Here is a 16,792-nt window from a genome sequence, read left to right on the forward strand (position 1 = left end):
GGTGTGAATATCGTAGATATCGCTGCGGCTACTGCGCCGAGTACAAACCATAGTGAAACCAATTGTGTGGTGGACGCTTCAACGACAGCCATTACGATCGCGAAGCCAATCCATATAAAGGGCATATATTTTTCCATTGTTCGACCTCCTTCACTATAGTTTAGCATATTGTTTGCGCCACGTCAAATAATTTTTGTGCAAAATACATTTGCCGTTTCGTATATTATATGCTATAATAATCACAGATATTAAATTTTTCGGAAACAAGGTGAGTTTTATGGCGTTTGATACCTTTGACGAGGGAATCGCTCCCGGCGGACTGAGAAGCAAGCACGAAATCAAGGTGCTTATGTGTTACCTGTTTAACAGCGTTAAGGACAAGATGTCCGAAAGCGTGATCACCGAGGCTATCCGCGAATATGAGCTTGCCAACTTTTTTGAGGTCAAGGCGGCGTTCGACGAGCTCAAGCGCAGCGGAAACATTACAGAGGACGAGATCGTCGACGGAGAACAAACCTACAGGCTGACCGAAAACGGCAGGCTTGTCGCCGAACAGCTCGAGAGCACTCTCGTATACTCCGTAAAGGAAAAGGCTCTGCGCTGCGCCGTTGAGCTGCTCGCCGAGAGAAAAACTCTGCGCGAGAACTTTGTCGACATAGTCAAAACCGACGACGGATTTCAGGTCAACTGCCGCGTTTCGGGCGGAGACGCCGATTTGTTCTCCTTCTCGCTCTACGCTCCCGACAGAGAAATGGCGGAGATGATGAAGCGCAGCTTTCTGAGCTATCCCGTTACCGTTTACAAAACCATGCTCGCGCTGATGACAAAAAACCGCGAGGCTATCGACGACGCGCTTGAGGATATCTATTCCCGTGACTAAAAAAACAAATTAAGCGCGAGAAGCAGCGTCACCCCGGGTATTCCTCCTATCACGGAGGTCAGTACCGACAGCAGACTGACGGGTATGTACACGCCCGTGAAGCCCGAGGTGAGGTTTATTGCCGTCAGCGTACCCGCACCCAGAGCCATGCTTAACAACGCCCGTCTGAACGGGCGTTTGTTTTTTGCCGCAAAATGCAGAAAGGCGAACACAATGAAGGTCGCGAAAAAAATAATGACTATTCCCCACCATGGCATATGAACATCTCCGATTCGTAAGATAAAAAAACAGACCGCCGGATTCCGACGGTCTATCATATGCTCTGATTATTAAAATTATTCTATCAGCCGAGAAGGTTGAAGTAGCTGAGCACGTTAAGAGCGATTACAAACAGTACAAATACCGCAGCAAACACCTTTGTCCAGCGGGAAAGAAAAGCGTCGATCGAACGAGCCTTGTTCTTTGAGAAATAGGAATCCGCAGCGCCGGTAACAACACCGATGCCCTGCTGGTTACCTTCCTGAAGAATAATTACTACAATAATTGCGATGGATACAATCGCGAGCAAGATGCCGAGTACAATACCCCAAGCGTTCATAACTATATCGTCCTTTCATTTTGCGGGTCTGCCGCTGTTCTGCATTATTCAACTTATATATTACCATAAAAATTTTTAAATATCAAGATATTTTTTGAAATTTTTTAAATGAGCGTTAACTGCTCGTCCTTTGAGTCGTCGTTTGTAGGCAGCGCTCCCAGCGCCGGCAGCGATTTTGTGCGGTAACGCTGCGGCTTTGCGAAGGTTCCCTCGGCATACGGCTTTATCTCAAACAGGCGGTGTCCCTTCTTGAGTTTCATGACAGCCACGCCCTGTGTCGAGCGGGTGGTCTTGATCGCCAAAGCGCCCGTGTGAACAAGAAGCATTCTGCCCGAGGACGACTTAAAGAGCACTTCACCGTCCTCGCTGAGCATGAGCATATCCGCGAGCGGACACTTGTCGGAATACGCGCCCGTGAGCTTTTTGCGGTTGGTCTTGGTGGCGTAAACCTCGAGCGGAACCTTGGCAGCCTTTCCGTTCTCAAAACCAAAGAGCAGGATTCCCTTGTAGTCCTTCGTCGCGACCATGTATACCGCGTTTTCGCCCTCGTCCATACCGAGCTTCGCCGCGACGTAATCGCCGAGGACAGAAGCCTTTGTGTCTGAGAACTCGCTCGCCTTTGTCTTGTAGACCTGTGCCTTGTCGGTAAAGAACAGCAGGTCGCAGTTGTTTGAGAACTCGATTTCCTGAGTTATCTCGTCGCCATCCTTGAGCTTGTGGACATTGCTCATGCGCAGCGACTGAGGAGTGATTTTCTTGAAATAGCCTTCCTTTGTGAAGAAGAAGGTGCAGGGATAATCCGGAACCTCCTCGGCTTCCTCGGTGTAGACCGCTGTGTCCTCGTAGATGATCATGGACTTTCGCGGCTGACCGTACTTGTCGGCGACTGCCCTGAGCTCCTTTACTATGATCGTCTTTATACGCGCCTTGCTCTTGAGGATATCGTCGAGCTCGGCTATCTCGCGCTCCAGATCCTCGATGTCCTTTGTGCGCTTTAGGATATACTCGCGGTTGAGGTGACGCAGCTTGATCTCAGCTACATACTCCGCCTGAATCTGATCGATGCCGAAGCCGATCATCAGGTTCGGTACTACCTCGACCTCCTCGTCGGTCTCGCGGATAATTTTTATTGCCTTGTCGATGTCGAGAAGGATTTTTTCAAGACCCTTCAACAGGTGCAGACGCTCCGCCTTTTTTGTGCGGTCATAGAAGGTGCGGCGCTTGACGCACTCTATGCGGAAGGCTATCCACTCGTCGAGCAGTTCCTTTATTCCGAGAACACGCGGAACTCCGGCGATAAGCACGTTGAAATTGCAGGCATAGCTGTCCTCGAGCGTCGTAAGCTTGAAGAGCTTTGCCATAAGCTTGTCCGGGTCGGTGCCGCGCTTTAGATCGATTGTGATTTTGAGACCGTCAAGACCCGTTTCGTCGCGGATATCTGAGATTTCCTTGACCTTGCCCTGCTTTACGAGGTCGATGATTTTCTCAATGATGACCTCGCAGGTTGTCGATGCGGGAATCGAGAGAACATCAATGCAGTTTGCGCTCTTGTCATAGACATACTTCGCGCGAAGGCGGATACTGCCCTTGCCCGTTTCGTAGACCTGAGTGAAAGCCTTTTCGTCGTATATTATCTGACAGCCTCCGCTGAAATCGGGAGCCGGCAGAGTAGATTTGATATCGTGGCCGGGGTCGCGGATAAGCGCCGCCGTTGTCTCGCATATCTCGCTGAGATTGAACGAGCAGATGTTTGAAGCCATACCGACGGCTATACCCGTGTTTGCGTTTACGAGAACCGACGGATAGGTCGCCGGAAGCAGAGTCGGCTCCTTCATGGTGTTGTCGTAGTTGTCGACAAAATCCACGGTGTCCTTGTCGATGTCGCGGAAAAGCTCGTTACAGATAGAAGCGAGCTTCGCCTCGGTGTATCTGGAAGCCGCCCACGCCATGTCGCGGCTGTAAAACTTACCGAAGTTGCCCTTTGAGTCGATATACGGGTGAAGCAGAGCCTCATATCCGCGCGAAAGTCGAACCATAGTGTCGTAAATCGCGGAATCGCCGTGAGGATTGAGCTTCATAGTCGCGCCAACGATGTTGGCGGACTTCGTGCGCGCGCCGTTCAATAAGCCCATCTTGTACATGGTAAAAAGCAGCTTTCGGTGCGACGGCTTGAAGCCGTCGATTTCCGGAATCGCTCTGGAGAGAATAACGCTCATTGCGTAGGGCATGAAGTTTTCGCGTATCGTGGAAACTATCGGCTGCTCCACTACCTCGCCGGCGCCGTTGATAACTCCCTTTGTCTTGGCAGGCTTCGGAGCTTTGGTTGATTTTTTTCTTGCCAATTTTACTTCCTCCTCAGCTTACGTCAAGATTATCGATGTATTCGTTTCCGTGCTCGACAATGTAATCCTTGCGCGCCTGCAGATTGTTGCCGATGAGAATGTCAAAAATCTCGGCGGTCTGAGCCGCGTCGTCGGGCATTACCTTTATCAGACGGCGTGTTTCGGGATTCATTGTGGTTAGGTTCATCATATCGGGCTCGTTTTCACCGAGACCCTTGCTGCGCTGTATCGTGAACTTCTCCTCGCCTATCTGCTCGATGAATTTATCCTTCTCGATCTCGTCATACGCGAAATACACCTCGTTTTTGGTGGTGATTTCGTACAGCGGAGACTCGGCGATGAACACCTTGCCCTCGTGAAGCAATGTCGGCACAAGGCGGTAGATCATTGTCAAAAGCATGGTGCGGATATGGAAGCCGTCGACGTCGGCGTCGGTACAGATGATTATCTTGTTCCAGCGCAGGGCGTCCATGTCGAAGGTCGCAAGGTGCTTGTTCGCCTTGGACTTGACCTCTACGCCGCAGCCGAGCACCTTGAGCAGGTCGGTGATTATATCGCTCTTGAATATGCGGTCGTAATCGACCTTGAGGCAGTTGAGGATCTTGCCGCGGATCGGCATTATCGCCTGAAAATCAGGGTTCCTCGCCTGAACGCAGGCGCCCTTCGCTGAGTCGCCCTCTACGATAAATAATTCTCTTACGGAAATATCCTTGCTGCGGCAGTCGACAAATTTCTCGACGCGGTTTGTCATGTCGAGGTTGCCTGAGAGCTTCTTTTTTATGTTAAGACGAGTCTTTTCGGCGTTTTCGCGGCTGCGCTTGTTGACAAGCACCTGCTCGGCGATTTTCTCTGCCTCGAGCGGGTTCTCGATGAAATAAATCTCAAGGCTCTGTCGCAGGAAGGCTGTCATAGCGTCCTGAATGCCCTTGTTTGTGACCGCCTTCTTGGTCTGGTTCTCGTAGGAGGACACGCTCGAGAATGAGGAAATCACGCAGACAAGGCAGTCTTCAACATCGTCGAATTTGATCTTGCCCTCGGACTTGTTGTATTTATTGTTATTCTTTAAATAATTGTCGATCTGATATACAAACGCGTTGCGCACCGCCTTATCGGGAGCGCCGCCGTATTCGAGCCAGCTGGAATTGTGGTAGTACTCGGTGGCATTGACCTTGTTTGAAAAGGCTACGGCGATGTTCATCTTGCACTTGTATTCGGGCTTGTCGTCGCGGTCGCGGGTCTTGACCTCGGTTTCCCAGTGCTGAACGGTGGTAAGTCCGTTTTCGCCGATAAGCTCCGCTACATGGTCAACCACTCCGTTCGCGTAATTGAAGGTGGTAGTTTCAAAGGTCCTGCCGACCTGATTGCGGAAGATAAACTCCACGCCGGCGTTGACTATCGCCTGACGCTTCATTACATCAAGAAAATACTCTGGCTGAATATCGATGTCGGTGAACACCTCGAGGTCGGGCTTCCATGTGATTTTTGACCCCGTATCGCGCTTTGAGTACGGCTCCTTTTTAAGGCCGCCGATGTTTTCGCCCTTCTCGAAATGCAGAGAGTAGCGGTAACCGTCGCGGCGGATATCTACGTCCATGTACTGTGAGGCGTACTGAGTCGAGCACAAGCCAAGACCGTTCATGCCGAGAGAAAACTCATAGCTCTCGCCTTCGTTATTGTTGTACTTTCCGCCCGCGTACATCTCGCAGAACACCAGCTCCCAGTTGTAGCGTTCTTCCTTCTCGTTGTAATCAACGGGAATGCCGCGACCGAAGTCCTCTACCTCGATCGAGCCGTCAGCAAAACGGGTTACGACAATTTTTTTGCCGTAGCCCTCGCGCGCTTCATCGATTGAGTTGGAAAGGATTTCGAATACCGAGTGCTGACAGCCCTCAAGACCGTCTGAGCCGAAGATTACCGAAGGGCGTTTTCTGACCCTTTCGGCGCCTTTCAGCGTGGTGATACTGTCGTTGCCGTATTCGTTCGTCTTTTTTCTTGCCATTACAAATACTTCTCCTATTTTTCTGAGCGCAGCTTCTTGATTTTATCTCTGAGATACGCCGCGTGCTCAAATTCGAGCAGTCTCGCGGCTGCCTTCATCTCCTTAGTCAGGCTTTCAATGAGCTGCTGACGCTGAGCCTTGGTAAGCTTCTTTGTATTCTTGAACTCACTGTCGGTGTGAGTGGAAATTTCGATTATGTCGCTGACCTTCTTGACGATCGTCTTTGGAACGATGCCGTGTTCCTCGTTGTAGGCGCTCTGGATCTCGCGGCGGCGGTTTGTCTCCTCGATCGCCACACGCATAGACTCGGTGACGCTGTCGGCGTACATGATGACCGTGCCTTCGCTGTTTCGCGCGGCTCGTCCGACGATCTGGATAAGCGAGCGCGTGCTGCGCAGAAAGCCTTCCTTGTCGGCGTCGAGAACAGCGACGAGAGATACCTCCGGAATGTCGAGACCTTCGCGCAGAAGGTTTATTCCGACAAGCACGTCAAACTCGCCGAGGCGCAGATCGCGTACGATCTCCATGCGCTCGACGGTGTCGATATCGTGGTGCATGTACCGCACCTTGATTCCCATTGTTTCGAGGTAAGAGGTCAGATCCTCAGCCATCTTCTTCGTGAGGGTAGTTACGAGGACGCGCTGCTTCTTCTCTGTGCGCAAATTGATTTCGGACACAAGATCGTCGAGCTGTCCCTCTGTCGGGCGGACAGAGATCTCAGGGTCGAGAAGTCCCGTGGGTCTGATGATCTGCTCGGCTACTGTCGCGCTCTTTTCAAGCTCGAAATCACCCGGGGTCGCGCTGACAAACACCGCCTGATTGACGCGCTCATAGAACTCGTCAAAGTTGAGCGGGCGGTTGTCGTATGCTGAGGGCAGGCGGAAGCCGTAGTCGATAAGGCTCTTTTTTCTCGCTCTGTCACCCGCGTACATACCCCTCACCTGCGGGAGCGTCACGTGGGATTCGTCGACAATGAGCAGGAAATCCTTCGGGAAATAGTCGAGCAGCGTGTACGGAGACGAGCCCGGCGCTCTGCCCGAAAGTATCCTCGAATAATTCTCGATGCCGGAGCAAAAGCCGATTTCCTGCAGCATTTCCATATCGTAGCGCGTGCGCTGTTCAATGCGCTGCGCCTCGAGCAGCTTGCCGTTTTCGCGGAAATACAACAGTCTTTCCTCGAGCTCGCGCTCGATTTCCGCGAGGGCGGTCTGCATCTTATCCCTTGACACGATATAGTGCGACGCGGGATATATCGCCGCGTGGCGCAGAATAGCCTTGAGCTCGCCGGTGAGCGGATTGATTTCAGATATGCGGTCAATCTCGTCGCCGAAGAATTCTACGCGGATTATTGAGTCATTGGAGGACGCGGGAAAAATCTCGACTACGTCTCCTCTGACTCTGAATTTATTTCTTATAAAATTGATGTCGTTGCGCTCGTATTGCAGCTCAACGAGCTTCCTGACAAGCTCGTCGCGGCTTTTTTCCATTCCCGGGCGCAGAGAGATAACCATGTTGCGGTAATCGATCGGGTTGCCGAGGCTGTAGATACATGACACGGACGCGACGATGATAACGTCCCTGCGTTCGGAAAGCGCAAGCGTCGCGCTGTGCCTGAGCTTGTCGATCTCGTCGTTTATCGAGCTGTCCTTTTCGATGTAGGTGTCGGTCTGAGCTACATACGCCTCGGGCTGGTAGTAGTCGTAGTAGGACACGAAATACTCGACAGAATTCTCGGGAAAGAACTCCTTGAACTCGCTGCACAGCTGAGCCGCGAGGGTCTTGTTGTGCGCGAGGACAAGAGCCGGCCGGTTCATACGCTCAATGACGTTTGCCATTGTAAAGGTCTTGCCGGAGCCGGTGACACCGAGCAGGGTCTGCTCCTTGTTGCCCGCCTGAATGCTCGAAACGAGCCTGTCGATCGTCTGAGGCTGGTCGCCCGTTGGTTTGTACTTTGAATGAAGCTTAAAATCCATAACTTATATCAAATCATATTCACGCAGCGAGACATACTCGTTGTCCGCTACAATAAAATGGTCGAGAAGATGAACTCCGACGGACGCAAGCGTGCTGTCAAGCAGCTTTGTCACGTCGATATCCGCGCGGGACGGAAGCAAGGAACCGCTGGGATGGTTATGAGCGACATATGCGGTTCTCGCGTTGTGGCGGATAGCCAGATCAACGATTTTGCGGAGCGGTAGATCCGAGGAATTCACCGAGCCCTTGGCTACGATGTCAAGGTACAGGATCCTTCCCTTTGCATTGCCCAGAAGAAGCGCAACCGCCTCGCTGGTTCTTCCTATAAATTTGCGCGTCATGACCTCGCCCACCGTTTCGGGGTCGATAAGGTTATTATCCGACTTTTTGGACTCGGTATACAGGCGCGACATCTCGGGAAGCAGCTTTAGAAGCGTCGCGGCGCTCTCTGAAAGTCCGAAATCCCTCTGCAGCTCGTCTATCGGAGCGTCGCATACTCCGCTGATATTGAGATAGCGTTCGAGCAGTCTGTGCGCGAGCGGATTTGTGTCCTTACGCGGAATCGCGTAAAACAGGTACAGCTCAAGCGCCTGATGCTCCTCAAAGCCGTCGAGACCGTTTTCGATAAAACGGCGTCTTATACGCTCTCTGTGTCCCGAATGCTCGGATTTCTTGTTATCTCCCATTATTATTCACCGTTATTCGTTCTTAACACCGTACTGCTCGTAGTAGGCGTCGATCGCCGCCTTGAGCTTGTCGTCGATGACAACTCTGCCCTTGTACTCCCTGTTATAAAGATGCTCGACAACCTCCGCCATGGTTACGATAGCGGTGGTCTTTAAGCCGTAGGTCTCCTCGATTTCCGCAAGCGCGCTCTTTTCGCCCTGACCTCTTTCCATACGGTCAACGGAAACCACAAGACCGATGGGATTTACATCGCCCTGAGCCTTGATGATAGGGAGAGTCTCGCCGATTGAGGTTCCGGCGGTCGTTACGTCCTCGATAATTACGACCTTGTCGCCGTCGTTTATGGGGCTTCCGAGGAGAATTCCCTTGTCGCCGTGGTCTTTGATTTCCTTGCGGTTGGAGCAATAGCGGATATCGGCGCCGTACTTCTCGCTGACAGCGATAGACGCAGCGACGGAAAGCGGGATACCCTTGTAGGCAGGTCCGAACAGCACGTCAAAATCAAGTCCGAACGCGTTGTTGATTGCCTCGGCATAGTACGCGCCGAGTCTGCGGAGCTGGGCTCCTGTCCTGTAAAAACCGGTGTTTACGAAAAACGGGGTTTTTCTTCCGCTTTTTGTAACAAAGTCGCCGAATTTCAGCACCTGACAATCTACCATAAATTCAATAAATTCCTTTTTGTACGCTTCCATAACAGACCTCCATAAAACATCAAATATTTGTTTGATTGTTGTTAACAATTTATTTTACCACAAGATATTGATTTTGTCCACAGAATTTACATTTATGTAACCGAATATATTGTGTTTCAGGATTTGAAATTAAAAAATCGGCTGAAAATACCTGTTGACTTTTTCGAACGCCCGTTCTATAATATAAGCAACAAGCAAACATGCATTCGATTCTTGAGATGATACTATGAAAAAATATATTCGAATTGACGCGATTTTTGAACGCGACGGAACTATGCTTCCCGTGCGTATTATCTGGGATAACGGCGCCGAATACCCCATAAGCGAGGTAATCGACGTGAGGTATTTCAAGCCCGACATCAACGGGGCGACAGGCATTAAATACACCTGTATTATTCTAGGAAAAATCAGGGAGATATACTTCGACAGCATGAGATGGTACGTTTCCGGGTAACAAAAAACTCCCGCCGGAGCGGGAGCTGCGAAGTTATTGTTTTTTCGCGATGCCGAGAATTTGCTTTGTCGGGAACGAGAATACCGGCAGCGAACACAGGAGCACCAGTCCGACGGCAATAATAAGATAAATGACCGTCGCCGCTAAGCTGCCTGTGAAGCGCTCGATGCGTTCGTAGACATGAAGCTCCTCGAAAATGATAAGGAAGCTCCTGTGCCAGAAATAAATCTGGAGAGTCTTTGCGCCGATGCCCGAAACATAGCCGAGGTTTTTGTTCGGCAAAAGGCAGATCAGGGCAAGGCTGACGCCGATACCGATTATGTACGAGACGATTCTGTACAGCGGTCCGAGCATTTGTCTGCTGTCGAGAGCGGTATAGCGGTTCCTTCCAGTGAATATAGGTCTGAATGAGAACAGGAACTCGCGGTGGAAAAACAGCAGGAACAAAAACGCCGCGAGACAGGCAGCCAGAAACGCCGCCGCGATGATTTTGAACTTCTTTTTATTTAGAAAGCGGTAGAGCTCTACGGGGTCGAGGTAATAGCCCAGAAGGAACACCGGGAAGAATACGGCGATGCGCATGAGCGCAAACTCGTCGCCGAGATTTCTGTCGAAGCCCGCCATAATACCGACGAGAAGCGCGAAAAGCATGACGAATTTTCCGTCAAACTTGCGGAACGCCCAGACAAGGGCAGTGAACACAGCCATCGCCCACATGAACCATGTATAGGTGTCGTAGATCTCGAAGGTCGCGTATACCGGCGGAAGTCCCGTGCACATCCGGACTACCGCGGTGATCATGCGAAGCACCAGACCGATGAGCACAAACGCGAGAACCTTGTATTTCGGGAATTTGGTCTCGGCGTTCATGGGCTTGAGGAAAAGTCCGCTGACAAAGAGGAAAAGCGGCATATGGAATGAGTAAATCATCACATATAAAGCCTTTTCGAGGGTGTAGCCGTCAAAATCGGTCATGTAGTTGACTGCGTGGCCGATGACAACAAGGATTATCGCTAGACATTTGACGTTGTCATACAGATAAATCCGTTCCTTCGCGTTGGGAATAGTTTTTACTTCCGTACTCAAAATAAAGCTCCTTACTGCTTTGTAAAATAGACGTCGTAGCCGTCATATGTCACAACCATGCACTGTTCGCCGCCCTTTGTGACAATATCGAACTGCGACTGGGTGTCGTCGTCAAAGAGAACGTTGATTTTGTCGCCTGCAAGCTCATATGTACCCGTGTGAGTACCGTCGGTCGGGTCTCCGGCACTGAGCCAAAGCTCAAAGGTACCGTTCGACGAAAAGCTTAGCGAACCCTGATAATTTGAATAATGAGAATTGTAGACCTCGCGGATATCAACCTCGTCGCCGCTTGCGTTATTCGCCGAAGCCGGAATCCAGAGGGTATCGCTGAGATTCACCGAGCCGTTACAAGCCGTAAATACAATAAGGCATATAAGCGCCGCGGCAAAGGCTGAAATGAGCGCTGCTTTTTTCATGGCTCTCACCTACCCGAAATAAACGGTGTAATCGCCGTACTGAATGTTGAATTCAGAAGGTGTGCCGCCGTCCCATGAGGTTACTTCGATGCGCATATTCTTATCGTTGGTATAGGTCGCGTGGATCGTCTTGTCCTGCACTACATAAGCGCCGCGGTTTGACTCGCTCGAGATCAGCGTGTCCTTGAAGGTGCCGTCCTCGTTGAAGGTCAGCACTCCGTCGCTGTAGCCCGAGCCGAATACCTCGCGAAGTGTAGCCGAACCGCCGGTGAGGTTGTCGTCAACCTTGCCGTTCGGAATAAAGGTTGCGTTGAAATAGCTGACCTCTACCCCGGGGTCTGTCGGAACCGCGATATCTACCGGTGTGTCGTCGGTGTGTACTCCCTCGTCGGGAGCGGTGGTCGCTTCACTCTGAGCCTTTGTTGTTTCTTCCGGAGCAGTAGTCTGAGCCTCAGCTGACTGCGTTGTGGGAGCCTCAGCCTGCGTCGTGACCTCTGTAACAGCGGGAGCAGTTGTCTCCTGCTGATTGAAGATCGACAAGCCGCCGTTCATAAAGAAGATCGCCGCTCCGACTATTGCGCCTACGACAAGAATCGCTACAATTATCAAAATAACAAGAGGAGCGTTTGAGCTCTTCTGACTGTGTTTTCCTGCCATTTATTCTTCCCCGCTTTCTTCAGCAGCGTGTTTCATTTTGATCAGAACGCTGCGCTTTATCATTTTTCCGTTAAAATATAAATATTCGTCGCCGTCGGCGGATTCATCGATCTCGAGCTTTCGCAGCTGGTCGGCGGTATCCTCCTCAGCCTTTTTGCGGCGAAGATTTTCAAGCTCTGTGTATTTCTCGCTCAGGCGCTTGTCCACCTTGCGGGTCTGCGCCTCGCGGTCGGTTATCATAACGTACATTCTCTTGTAGATCGCGGAATTAATTATAAACGCCGTGACCGAGGGAAGTATAAACAGCGCTAAAACTGCGGTGACGATCGCAATCGCGACAGGATTTCCGCCGCAGCAAATCAAAAACGACGACGCCACGACAAGCATCAAAAACAAGCCGAAGGTCGCGGCAAGGTTGGATTTAAGCTCGCCGAAGCTCATAAGAAAACCGTTGCGGTAAATCGCCTTCATCGGGAGCTCAAAGCTGACTGTCATCAGAGGAACATGGAAAAAGAAGAACATCAGCATAACGCCAAGCAGAATGCAGAATGCCATCAACACATAAAAGACTGCATTCTCCGCGCCCATGCGATAGTAAAGAGTTATTGAGTAGTATGTAAAGAACGCGGCTATGTAAAACAAAATGCCGTGAACCAGGAAACGCGAAAAGTTTTCCTTGACGTTTGCAAAATAAGTTCTGCACACGTCCACGTCCGTCTCGCCCTTCGCGATGTGAAGCGCAACGCTTACCACGCCCGCGTAAAACGGGAACAGCGGGATCACTGTGAACAGTATTACAAAAAACGAATTGAGCCCTGTCAGGGTATTTATCGCGTAGAAAACCGCGAAAAACGCCGCGGCGGGTATCGCAAATAAAAGATTGGTCAGCAACAGCTTCGGAAACCCGTGAAACAGGTTGCTGAACACCCGCGCGATCGGCAGGGTTTTGTTTTCATTTGCCATAAGTTCCTCCAATATTACCAAAACGCTCCCGCGAACAGGGTCCAGAGGACAGTATCGAGAAGCGAGGCAAAAAATGTCATAATAAGCGCGGATACATACCGCGAGCTGTAGCGCAAAAAACGTTCGCGCAAAATTTCGCCGGGCGGATTTTTAGAAACAAGCAGCCTGAACTGACTTACCGACAACGGCAGAGCGAGAGCCGAAAAGCCCGTGAGCGCAATGCAGAAAAGAAAGGTTCCGGGCAAAAGCACCAGAAGATAAAATCCAAAGCCGTTGAAACCGTTCTTGATTACCAGATACGCCGCCGTAAGCCCTGTTCCGAAGCCCTTGAAAAGCACCGTAAGGAGCTGAAAAGGCAGTCCCCACGGAGCAAGCCCGGACAGATAAACCGCTGTGAGAAAGATAAAATCCGAGGCAAAGCACGCGCTGAATATTCCCAAGGCACTCTTTGTAAGACGAGCCTTCAGGTTAGTCGCAAACAGAAAGTCGAGAGCTTTCAGCATGCCCTCGTCCGTACAGTGAGCGTACGCGGCTCCTAATACAAGACCCAAAAGCAGAACAGCTGCAAAAATAATGGTTATGCCGTTTTTTCTCAATCCGGATACGACACCGGGAATCCTTAAACGCGGACTCCGAACGATCGAACGCGGTTTTTTGAATGAAAATACTATGCCTTTCACTGAAACATTCCTTTCTTTAACTTGTCCGTTAAAGAATATGAGGAATGTGTGTAAAATATTCTTATTTGCCGAGCTCCTCCGCGCGGTCGGTGCACGCCTGCATAGCGTCGCGTACAGCCTCGGTGAAGCCGTGCTCGCGCAGCTTGTTGAGAGCCGCGATCGTCGTTCCGCCCTTTGAGCTGACCTTTTCGATAAGCACGTCGGCGCTGTCGCCGCTCTCTCTGAGCATAGCGGCAGAACCCTCGAGCGTAGCGCAGATAAGGTTCATCGCTTTGTCGTAGTCGATGCCGCAGGATTCGGCATAATCAGCCATAGCCTTGGCAAAAAGATAAATATAGGCGGGGCTTGAGCCGTTGACGGAAATGATCTCGTTCATGTGCTCCTCGGAGATATACTCGCAGACGCCGCTGCCCGCGAAAAGCTCCTCGACGATCTGCTTGTCCTCGTCCCGGATGTTATCAGACGGACAGAGCGCGGAAGCTCCCTTGCCGAGAAGCAGAGGAGTGTTGGGCATGACCCTGACTACGGGACACGCCTTGCCGAGAGCTTTCTGTACATAGCTTATCGAGATTCCCGCGGCAATAGACACAAAGGTCTTGTCCTCTGTTGCCGCGTCCCTGAGCGAAGCGATAGCGTCGGCGTAGTGCTGCGGCTTGACCGCGAGAACGATGATATCGCTTTTCTCTGTTACATCAGCGCAGGAGCCGCAGACCGCGGCTCCAAGCTGTTTCATCAGATTTTGTTTTTCCTCGCTGATATCAAATACATTGATGTTGTCAGCGTTTCCGTTGCGGGCGATTATGCCCTTTATGATCGCGGTCGCCATATTGCCCGCGCCGATAAATCCGATTTTTTTCATTTTATTATCCTTCTTTTATATGCTGAATCCGCTGCTGCGTGAGCAGGAATAGCTGAATCCGTATTTATTGAGCCAGCCGTCGTTCTCATAGTCGCCGTAGAAGAACATCTCCGCCTCGTCGATTCGTCTGTAGAGAAGTCCCCACCAGCAATCGCCCGCGGCGTGGTGCCACTGGAAGAAGTTGGAAACATACTGCGACTTGCTGACGTTGTTGAGGTCGCGGCTGCCCGAGCCGCCGGAAGCTGAAGCGTACTGCGAGTAAATATAGCCCGTAGTTCCGTTGGAGAGCTTGATTTTATACCAGCTCGAATTGTACAGCTTGCCGTCCTCAAAGGTGAACTTTGTGTTCTCGCTCAGCGTAGTGACGACGGAATAGCCCGTGCCCGCGCCGGAACGCAGGTTGACATAATCGTCGTTGACAAAGCCGCTGCCGCCGGATTTGACCGTCGCCGACGAGGAGCCTGTTCCCGTATTGAGCAGAACAGAGCGCAGATCGCTGTCGTTGGTGATCGCGTAAGAACCGACGTTGTACGCAAAGGACACGAGAGAGTCAAACTGCTGCTGGTTGAACTTGACGTCGTTAGAGGTCAGGAAAGCGTTTGTTCTCGTTGTATAGCCGCCCGTGTTGACGGTATCGCAGAGATAGGCGTAAGCCTCGTTGCGTGTGACATTGTTGTAGAACTGCTCGTTTGTGGTGATGACCTTGCCGTAGCCGATCGTGGGATCGGAGGTGATCGCGTCTGCGGTAAGCTCGGGCAGGTAGCCTTCAAATACCGAAATCAGATTGATTACCTCGTCGCTCGCGCGTCTTTCACCCGTGACCGTTGTGGTCTTGTCGGTTGAGTTTGTAACAAAGACCTCTCCCTGTCCGTTGACGGGCGTGGTGAGATATTTATCGTAGTCGACAAATTTTGAATACGCCTTGAACGTCCACTTGCCGGAGCTGTTGAGCTTCTGGGTACCCGACCAGAGGATAGTGCCGGACTCGGTCTTTTCCTTTGAAGCGTTGACGGTGTACGAGGTCGAGCCGTCGGTGACAACAAAGTACACGCCGACGCGGTCGGTATCGGTAATTGCCTTGAAGGTGACGTTCGAGCCCTTCGGCGCGGAGTTCGGAGTCGCGTAAACAAAACGGATATTGTCTCTGCCGATAACCTCGATCAGGCAGGTCGCGGCGCCGCCTGAGGTGTAGGCGGTTATGGTGACGAAGCCGTTCTGCGACTGCGTGTCGACAATGCCGCCGTCAACCGTAGCGATTTTTGTGTTTGACGATTTCCACTTAACGCCCGAGGTTGTGGACTTGAGCAGAACTGACTTGCCGCGGCGCATATTCTCGATGCTTGTGCAGGAGATATTGACGCTGCTGCCCGACTTGACGGTGATATTGCAGCTTGCGGACGAGCTGCCCGAGGTCGCGGTGATTTTCGCGGTACCGGAGCTCTTGGCGGTCACTACGCCGTCTGAGTTTACCGAAGCTACAGAAGAATCGGAGCTTGACCACTTGACCGAGCCGCCCTTGGCGTTGATAGCGAGCTGGTTGCCAGTGTATATGGTTTCTGAGGTTGTCGAGAGGCTGATGCTTCCCGAGGACGAACCTCCGCCGGACGATGAACTTCCGCCCGAGGAGCTGTTCTTTTCAATGGTTATGTAGTCCTTGATGACCCAGCCGGTATCTCCGTCAGATGTCTTGATATTGTACCAGTCGCCGGTGGGCTTTTCACTGACGAGCGTGAACTTCGTGTTTTTGCGCATGCAGGTGATAACCGCGTTGCCGGTACCCGCGCCCTTTCGGAGGTTTACATAGTCCTCGTTGACATAACCCGTCGACGCTGACGAGGAACTGCCGCCGCCCGAACTGCTGCCGCCCGAGGACGACTTGTCGGCGGTGACGTAATCGCCGCTGACCCAGCCTGTTGTTCCGTCGGATAGCTTGATATTGTACCAGCCGCTCTTTGCCGTGGTGCTGACAAAGGTTATCTTTGTGTCCTTGCGCATAACCTTCAAAACGGAATTGCCCGTGCCTGCGCCGGAGCGGAGATTGACATAGTCGTCGTTGATATAGCCTGTCGAGCCGGAAGATGATGACGAATCATCGGGCACAACCTCGCCGCCCGACGAGCCGCTGTCTGTCGCGGTAACGTAGTCCTTGTGGACATAGCCGGTTTTATTGGTCTTTTTCTCAGTGACCTTGTACCAGTCCGAGCCGTAGAGGTCGCCGCTTTCAAAGGTAACCTCGGTGTCCTCACGCATACAGGTCAGCACATTGTAGCCAGTGCCCGCGCCCGAACGCAGATTTACGTAGTCGTCGGAAATATAGCCGCTTCCGCCCTTTACGGGCTTTGCCGCCGCATTCGCGGTTATCAGAGGTATCGCTACCGCAAAAACCGACGCCGCCAGAATAGCGGCAAGCACGATGCAGACGATCCTGACAACAGTTTTTTGTTTCATATTTTCACCTTCCCGTCAAAAATAATTCCATTATGAAATTATAACATACTGTGATCT

Annotated in this window: 16 protein-coding genes; 2 read left to right on the forward strand and 14 right to left on the reverse strand. The window is 51.6% G+C overall.

The window, feature by feature from the left end:
• Positions 1 to 277 precede the first annotated feature (277 nt).
• Positions 278 to 880 (forward strand): DUF4364 family protein, encoded by a 603-nt coding sequence (locus KQI64_RS07675; protein WP_216524121.1) that lies wholly within the window; start codon positions 278 to 280, stop codon positions 878 to 880.
• Here the strand turns inward: KQI64_RS07675 and KQI64_RS07680 are convergent.
• The 7 genes from KQI64_RS07680 to pyrE form a co-directional block, all read right to left on the reverse strand.
• The gene (locus tag KQI64_RS07680; protein WP_216524122.1) at positions 877 to 1,137 is read right to left on the reverse strand and encodes a pro-sigmaK processing inhibitor BofA family protein; all 261 of its coding nucleotides are present in this window, start codon (positions 1,135 to 1,137) and stop codon (positions 877 to 879) included. The two genes, KQI64_RS07675 and KQI64_RS07680, sit on opposite strands and share 4 nt — an antisense overlap.
• A gap of 86 nt (positions 1,138 to 1,223) precedes the next feature.
• A complete protein-coding gene (gene secG / locus KQI64_RS07685; protein WP_216524123.1) occupies positions 1,224 to 1,478 on the reverse strand; it encodes a preprotein translocase subunit SecG in 255 nt (84 codons plus the stop codon).
• 104 nt (positions 1,479 to 1,582) lie between these two features.
• The gene (locus KQI64_RS07690) at positions 1,583 to 3,820 is read right to left on the reverse strand and encodes a DNA gyrase subunit A (protein WP_216524124.1); all 2,238 of its coding nucleotides are present in this window, start codon (positions 3,818 to 3,820) and stop codon (positions 1,583 to 1,585) included.
• Between the two features lie 13 nt (positions 3,821 to 3,833).
• Positions 3,834 to 5,819 carry a DNA gyrase/topoisomerase IV subunit B gene (locus KQI64_RS07695; protein ID WP_216524125.1) on the reverse strand — a complete coding sequence of 662 codons (1,986 nt, stop codon included), beginning with the start codon at positions 5,817 to 5,819 and terminating at the stop codon, positions 3,834 to 3,836.
• A 14-nt stretch (positions 5,820 to 5,833) separates the two neighbouring features.
• Entirely contained in the window at positions 5,834 to 7,792 is a 1,959-nt protein-coding gene (uvrB, locus tag KQI64_RS07700) for an excinuclease ABC subunit UvrB (RefSeq protein ID WP_216524126.1), read from the reverse strand.
• A gap of 3 nt (positions 7,793 to 7,795) precedes the next feature.
• Entirely contained in the window at positions 7,796 to 8,479 is a 684-nt protein-coding gene (locus tag KQI64_RS07705) for a JAB domain-containing protein (RefSeq protein WP_216524127.1), read from the reverse strand.
• Between the two features lie 12 nt (positions 8,480 to 8,491).
• Complete coding sequence (pyrE, locus tag KQI64_RS07710; protein ID WP_216524128.1) at positions 8,492 to 9,172, reverse strand: orotate phosphoribosyltransferase; 681 nt, start codon at positions 9,170 to 9,172, stop codon at positions 8,492 to 8,494.
• A 226-nt stretch (positions 9,173 to 9,398) separates the two neighbouring features.
• Here pyrE and KQI64_RS07715 point away from each other — a divergent pair, with 226 nt between their 5' ends.
• On the forward strand, positions 9,399 to 9,626 hold the full coding sequence (locus tag KQI64_RS07715; protein ID WP_216524129.1) for a hypothetical protein: 228 nt from the start codon (positions 9,399 to 9,401) through the stop codon (positions 9,624 to 9,626).
• Between the two features lie 33 nt (positions 9,627 to 9,659).
• Here the strand turns inward: KQI64_RS07715 and KQI64_RS07720 are convergent, their stop codons facing one another.
• The 7 genes from KQI64_RS07720 to KQI64_RS07750 all read right to left on the reverse strand — a co-directional run bounded on the left by KQI64_RS07720 (position 9,660) and on the right by KQI64_RS07750 (position 16,735).
• Entirely contained in the window at positions 9,660 to 10,712 is a 1,053-nt protein-coding gene (locus tag KQI64_RS07720) for an acyltransferase family protein (RefSeq protein ID WP_216524130.1), read from the reverse strand.
• An 11-nt stretch (positions 10,713 to 10,723) separates the two neighbouring features.
• Positions 10,724 to 11,128 (reverse strand): lipocalin family protein, encoded by a 405-nt coding sequence (locus KQI64_RS07725; protein ID WP_216524131.1) that lies wholly within the window; start codon positions 11,126 to 11,128, stop codon positions 10,724 to 10,726.
• 9 nt (positions 11,129 to 11,137) lie between these two features.
• Positions 11,138 to 11,785, reverse strand: coding sequence for a hypothetical protein (locus tag KQI64_RS07730; protein ID WP_216524132.1), 648 nt, complete (start codon positions 11,783 to 11,785; stop codon positions 11,138 to 11,140).
• A complete protein-coding gene (locus tag KQI64_RS07735) occupies positions 11,786 to 12,748 on the reverse strand; it encodes a DUF624 domain-containing protein (RefSeq protein WP_216524133.1) in 963 nt (320 codons plus the stop codon).
• Between the two features lie 14 nt (positions 12,749 to 12,762).
• On the reverse strand, positions 12,763 to 13,344 hold the full coding sequence (locus KQI64_RS07740) for a hypothetical protein (RefSeq protein ID WP_216524134.1): 582 nt from the start codon (positions 13,342 to 13,344) through the stop codon (positions 12,763 to 12,765).
• 145 nt (positions 13,345 to 13,489) lie between these two features.
• Positions 13,490 to 14,287: a pyrroline-5-carboxylate reductase gene (gene proC / locus KQI64_RS07745; protein ID WP_216524135.1), complete on the reverse strand. Its 798-nt coding sequence runs from the start codon at positions 14,285 to 14,287 to the stop codon at positions 13,490 to 13,492.
• A gap of 15 nt (positions 14,288 to 14,302) precedes the next feature.
• Positions 14,303 to 16,735, reverse strand: a complete 2,433-nt coding sequence (locus KQI64_RS07750; protein ID WP_216524136.1) for an SH3 domain-containing protein — start codon at positions 16,733 to 16,735, stop codon at positions 14,303 to 14,305.
• Positions 16,736 to 16,792: the final 57 nt, after the last annotated feature.

This window comes from Lachnoclostridium sp. MSJ-17 (assembly GCF_018918205.1).
Lineage (GTDB): Bacteria > Bacillota > Clostridia > Oscillospirales > Acutalibacteraceae > Ruminococcoides.

Bases quoted from the DNA above. Each gene is read 5' to 3' on its own strand.
- KQI64_RS07735 (WP_216524133.1), bottom strand. From the start codon at position 12,748: ATGGCAAATGAAAACAAAACCCTGCCGATCGCGCGGGTGTTCAGCAAC.
- secG (WP_216524123.1), bottom strand. From the start codon at position 1,478: ATGAACGCTTGGGGTATTGTACTCGGCATCTTGCTCGCGATTGTATCC.
- KQI64_RS07750 (WP_216524136.1), bottom strand. From the start codon at position 16,735: ATGAAACAAAAAACTGTTGTCAGGATCGTCTGCATCGTGCTTGCCGCT.
- uvrB (WP_216524126.1), bottom strand. From the start codon at position 7,792: ATGGATTTTAAGCTTCATTCAAAGTACAAACCAACGGGCGACCAGCCT.
- proC (WP_216524135.1), bottom strand. From the start codon at position 14,287: ATGAAAAAAATCGGATTTATCGGCGCGGGCAATATGGCGACCGCGATC.
- KQI64_RS07680 (WP_216524122.1), bottom strand. From the start codon at position 1,137: ATGCCATGGTGGGGAATAGTCATTATTTTTTTCGCGACCTTCATTGTG.
- KQI64_RS07695 (WP_216524125.1), bottom strand. From the start codon at position 5,819: ATGGCAAGAAAAAAGACGAACGAATACGGCAACGACAGTATCACCACG.
- KQI64_RS07705 (WP_216524127.1), bottom strand. From the start codon at position 8,479: ATGGGAGATAACAAGAAATCCGAGCATTCGGGACACAGAGAGCGTATA.
- KQI64_RS07725 (WP_216524131.1), bottom strand. From the start codon at position 11,128: ATGAAAAAAGCAGCGCTCATTTCAGCCTTTGCCGCGGCGCTTATATGC.
- KQI64_RS07675 (WP_216524121.1), top strand. From the start codon at position 278: ATGGCGTTTGATACCTTTGACGAGGGAATCGCTCCCGGCGGACTGAGA.
- KQI64_RS07730 (WP_216524132.1), bottom strand. From the start codon at position 11,785: ATGGCAGGAAAACACAGTCAGAAGAGCTCAAACGCTCCTCTTGTTATT.
- KQI64_RS07715 (WP_216524129.1), top strand. From the start codon at position 9,399: ATGAAAAAATATATTCGAATTGACGCGATTTTTGAACGCGACGGAACT.
- pyrE (WP_216524128.1), bottom strand. From the start codon at position 9,172: ATGGAAGCGTACAAAAAGGAATTTATTGAATTTATGGTAGATTGTCAG.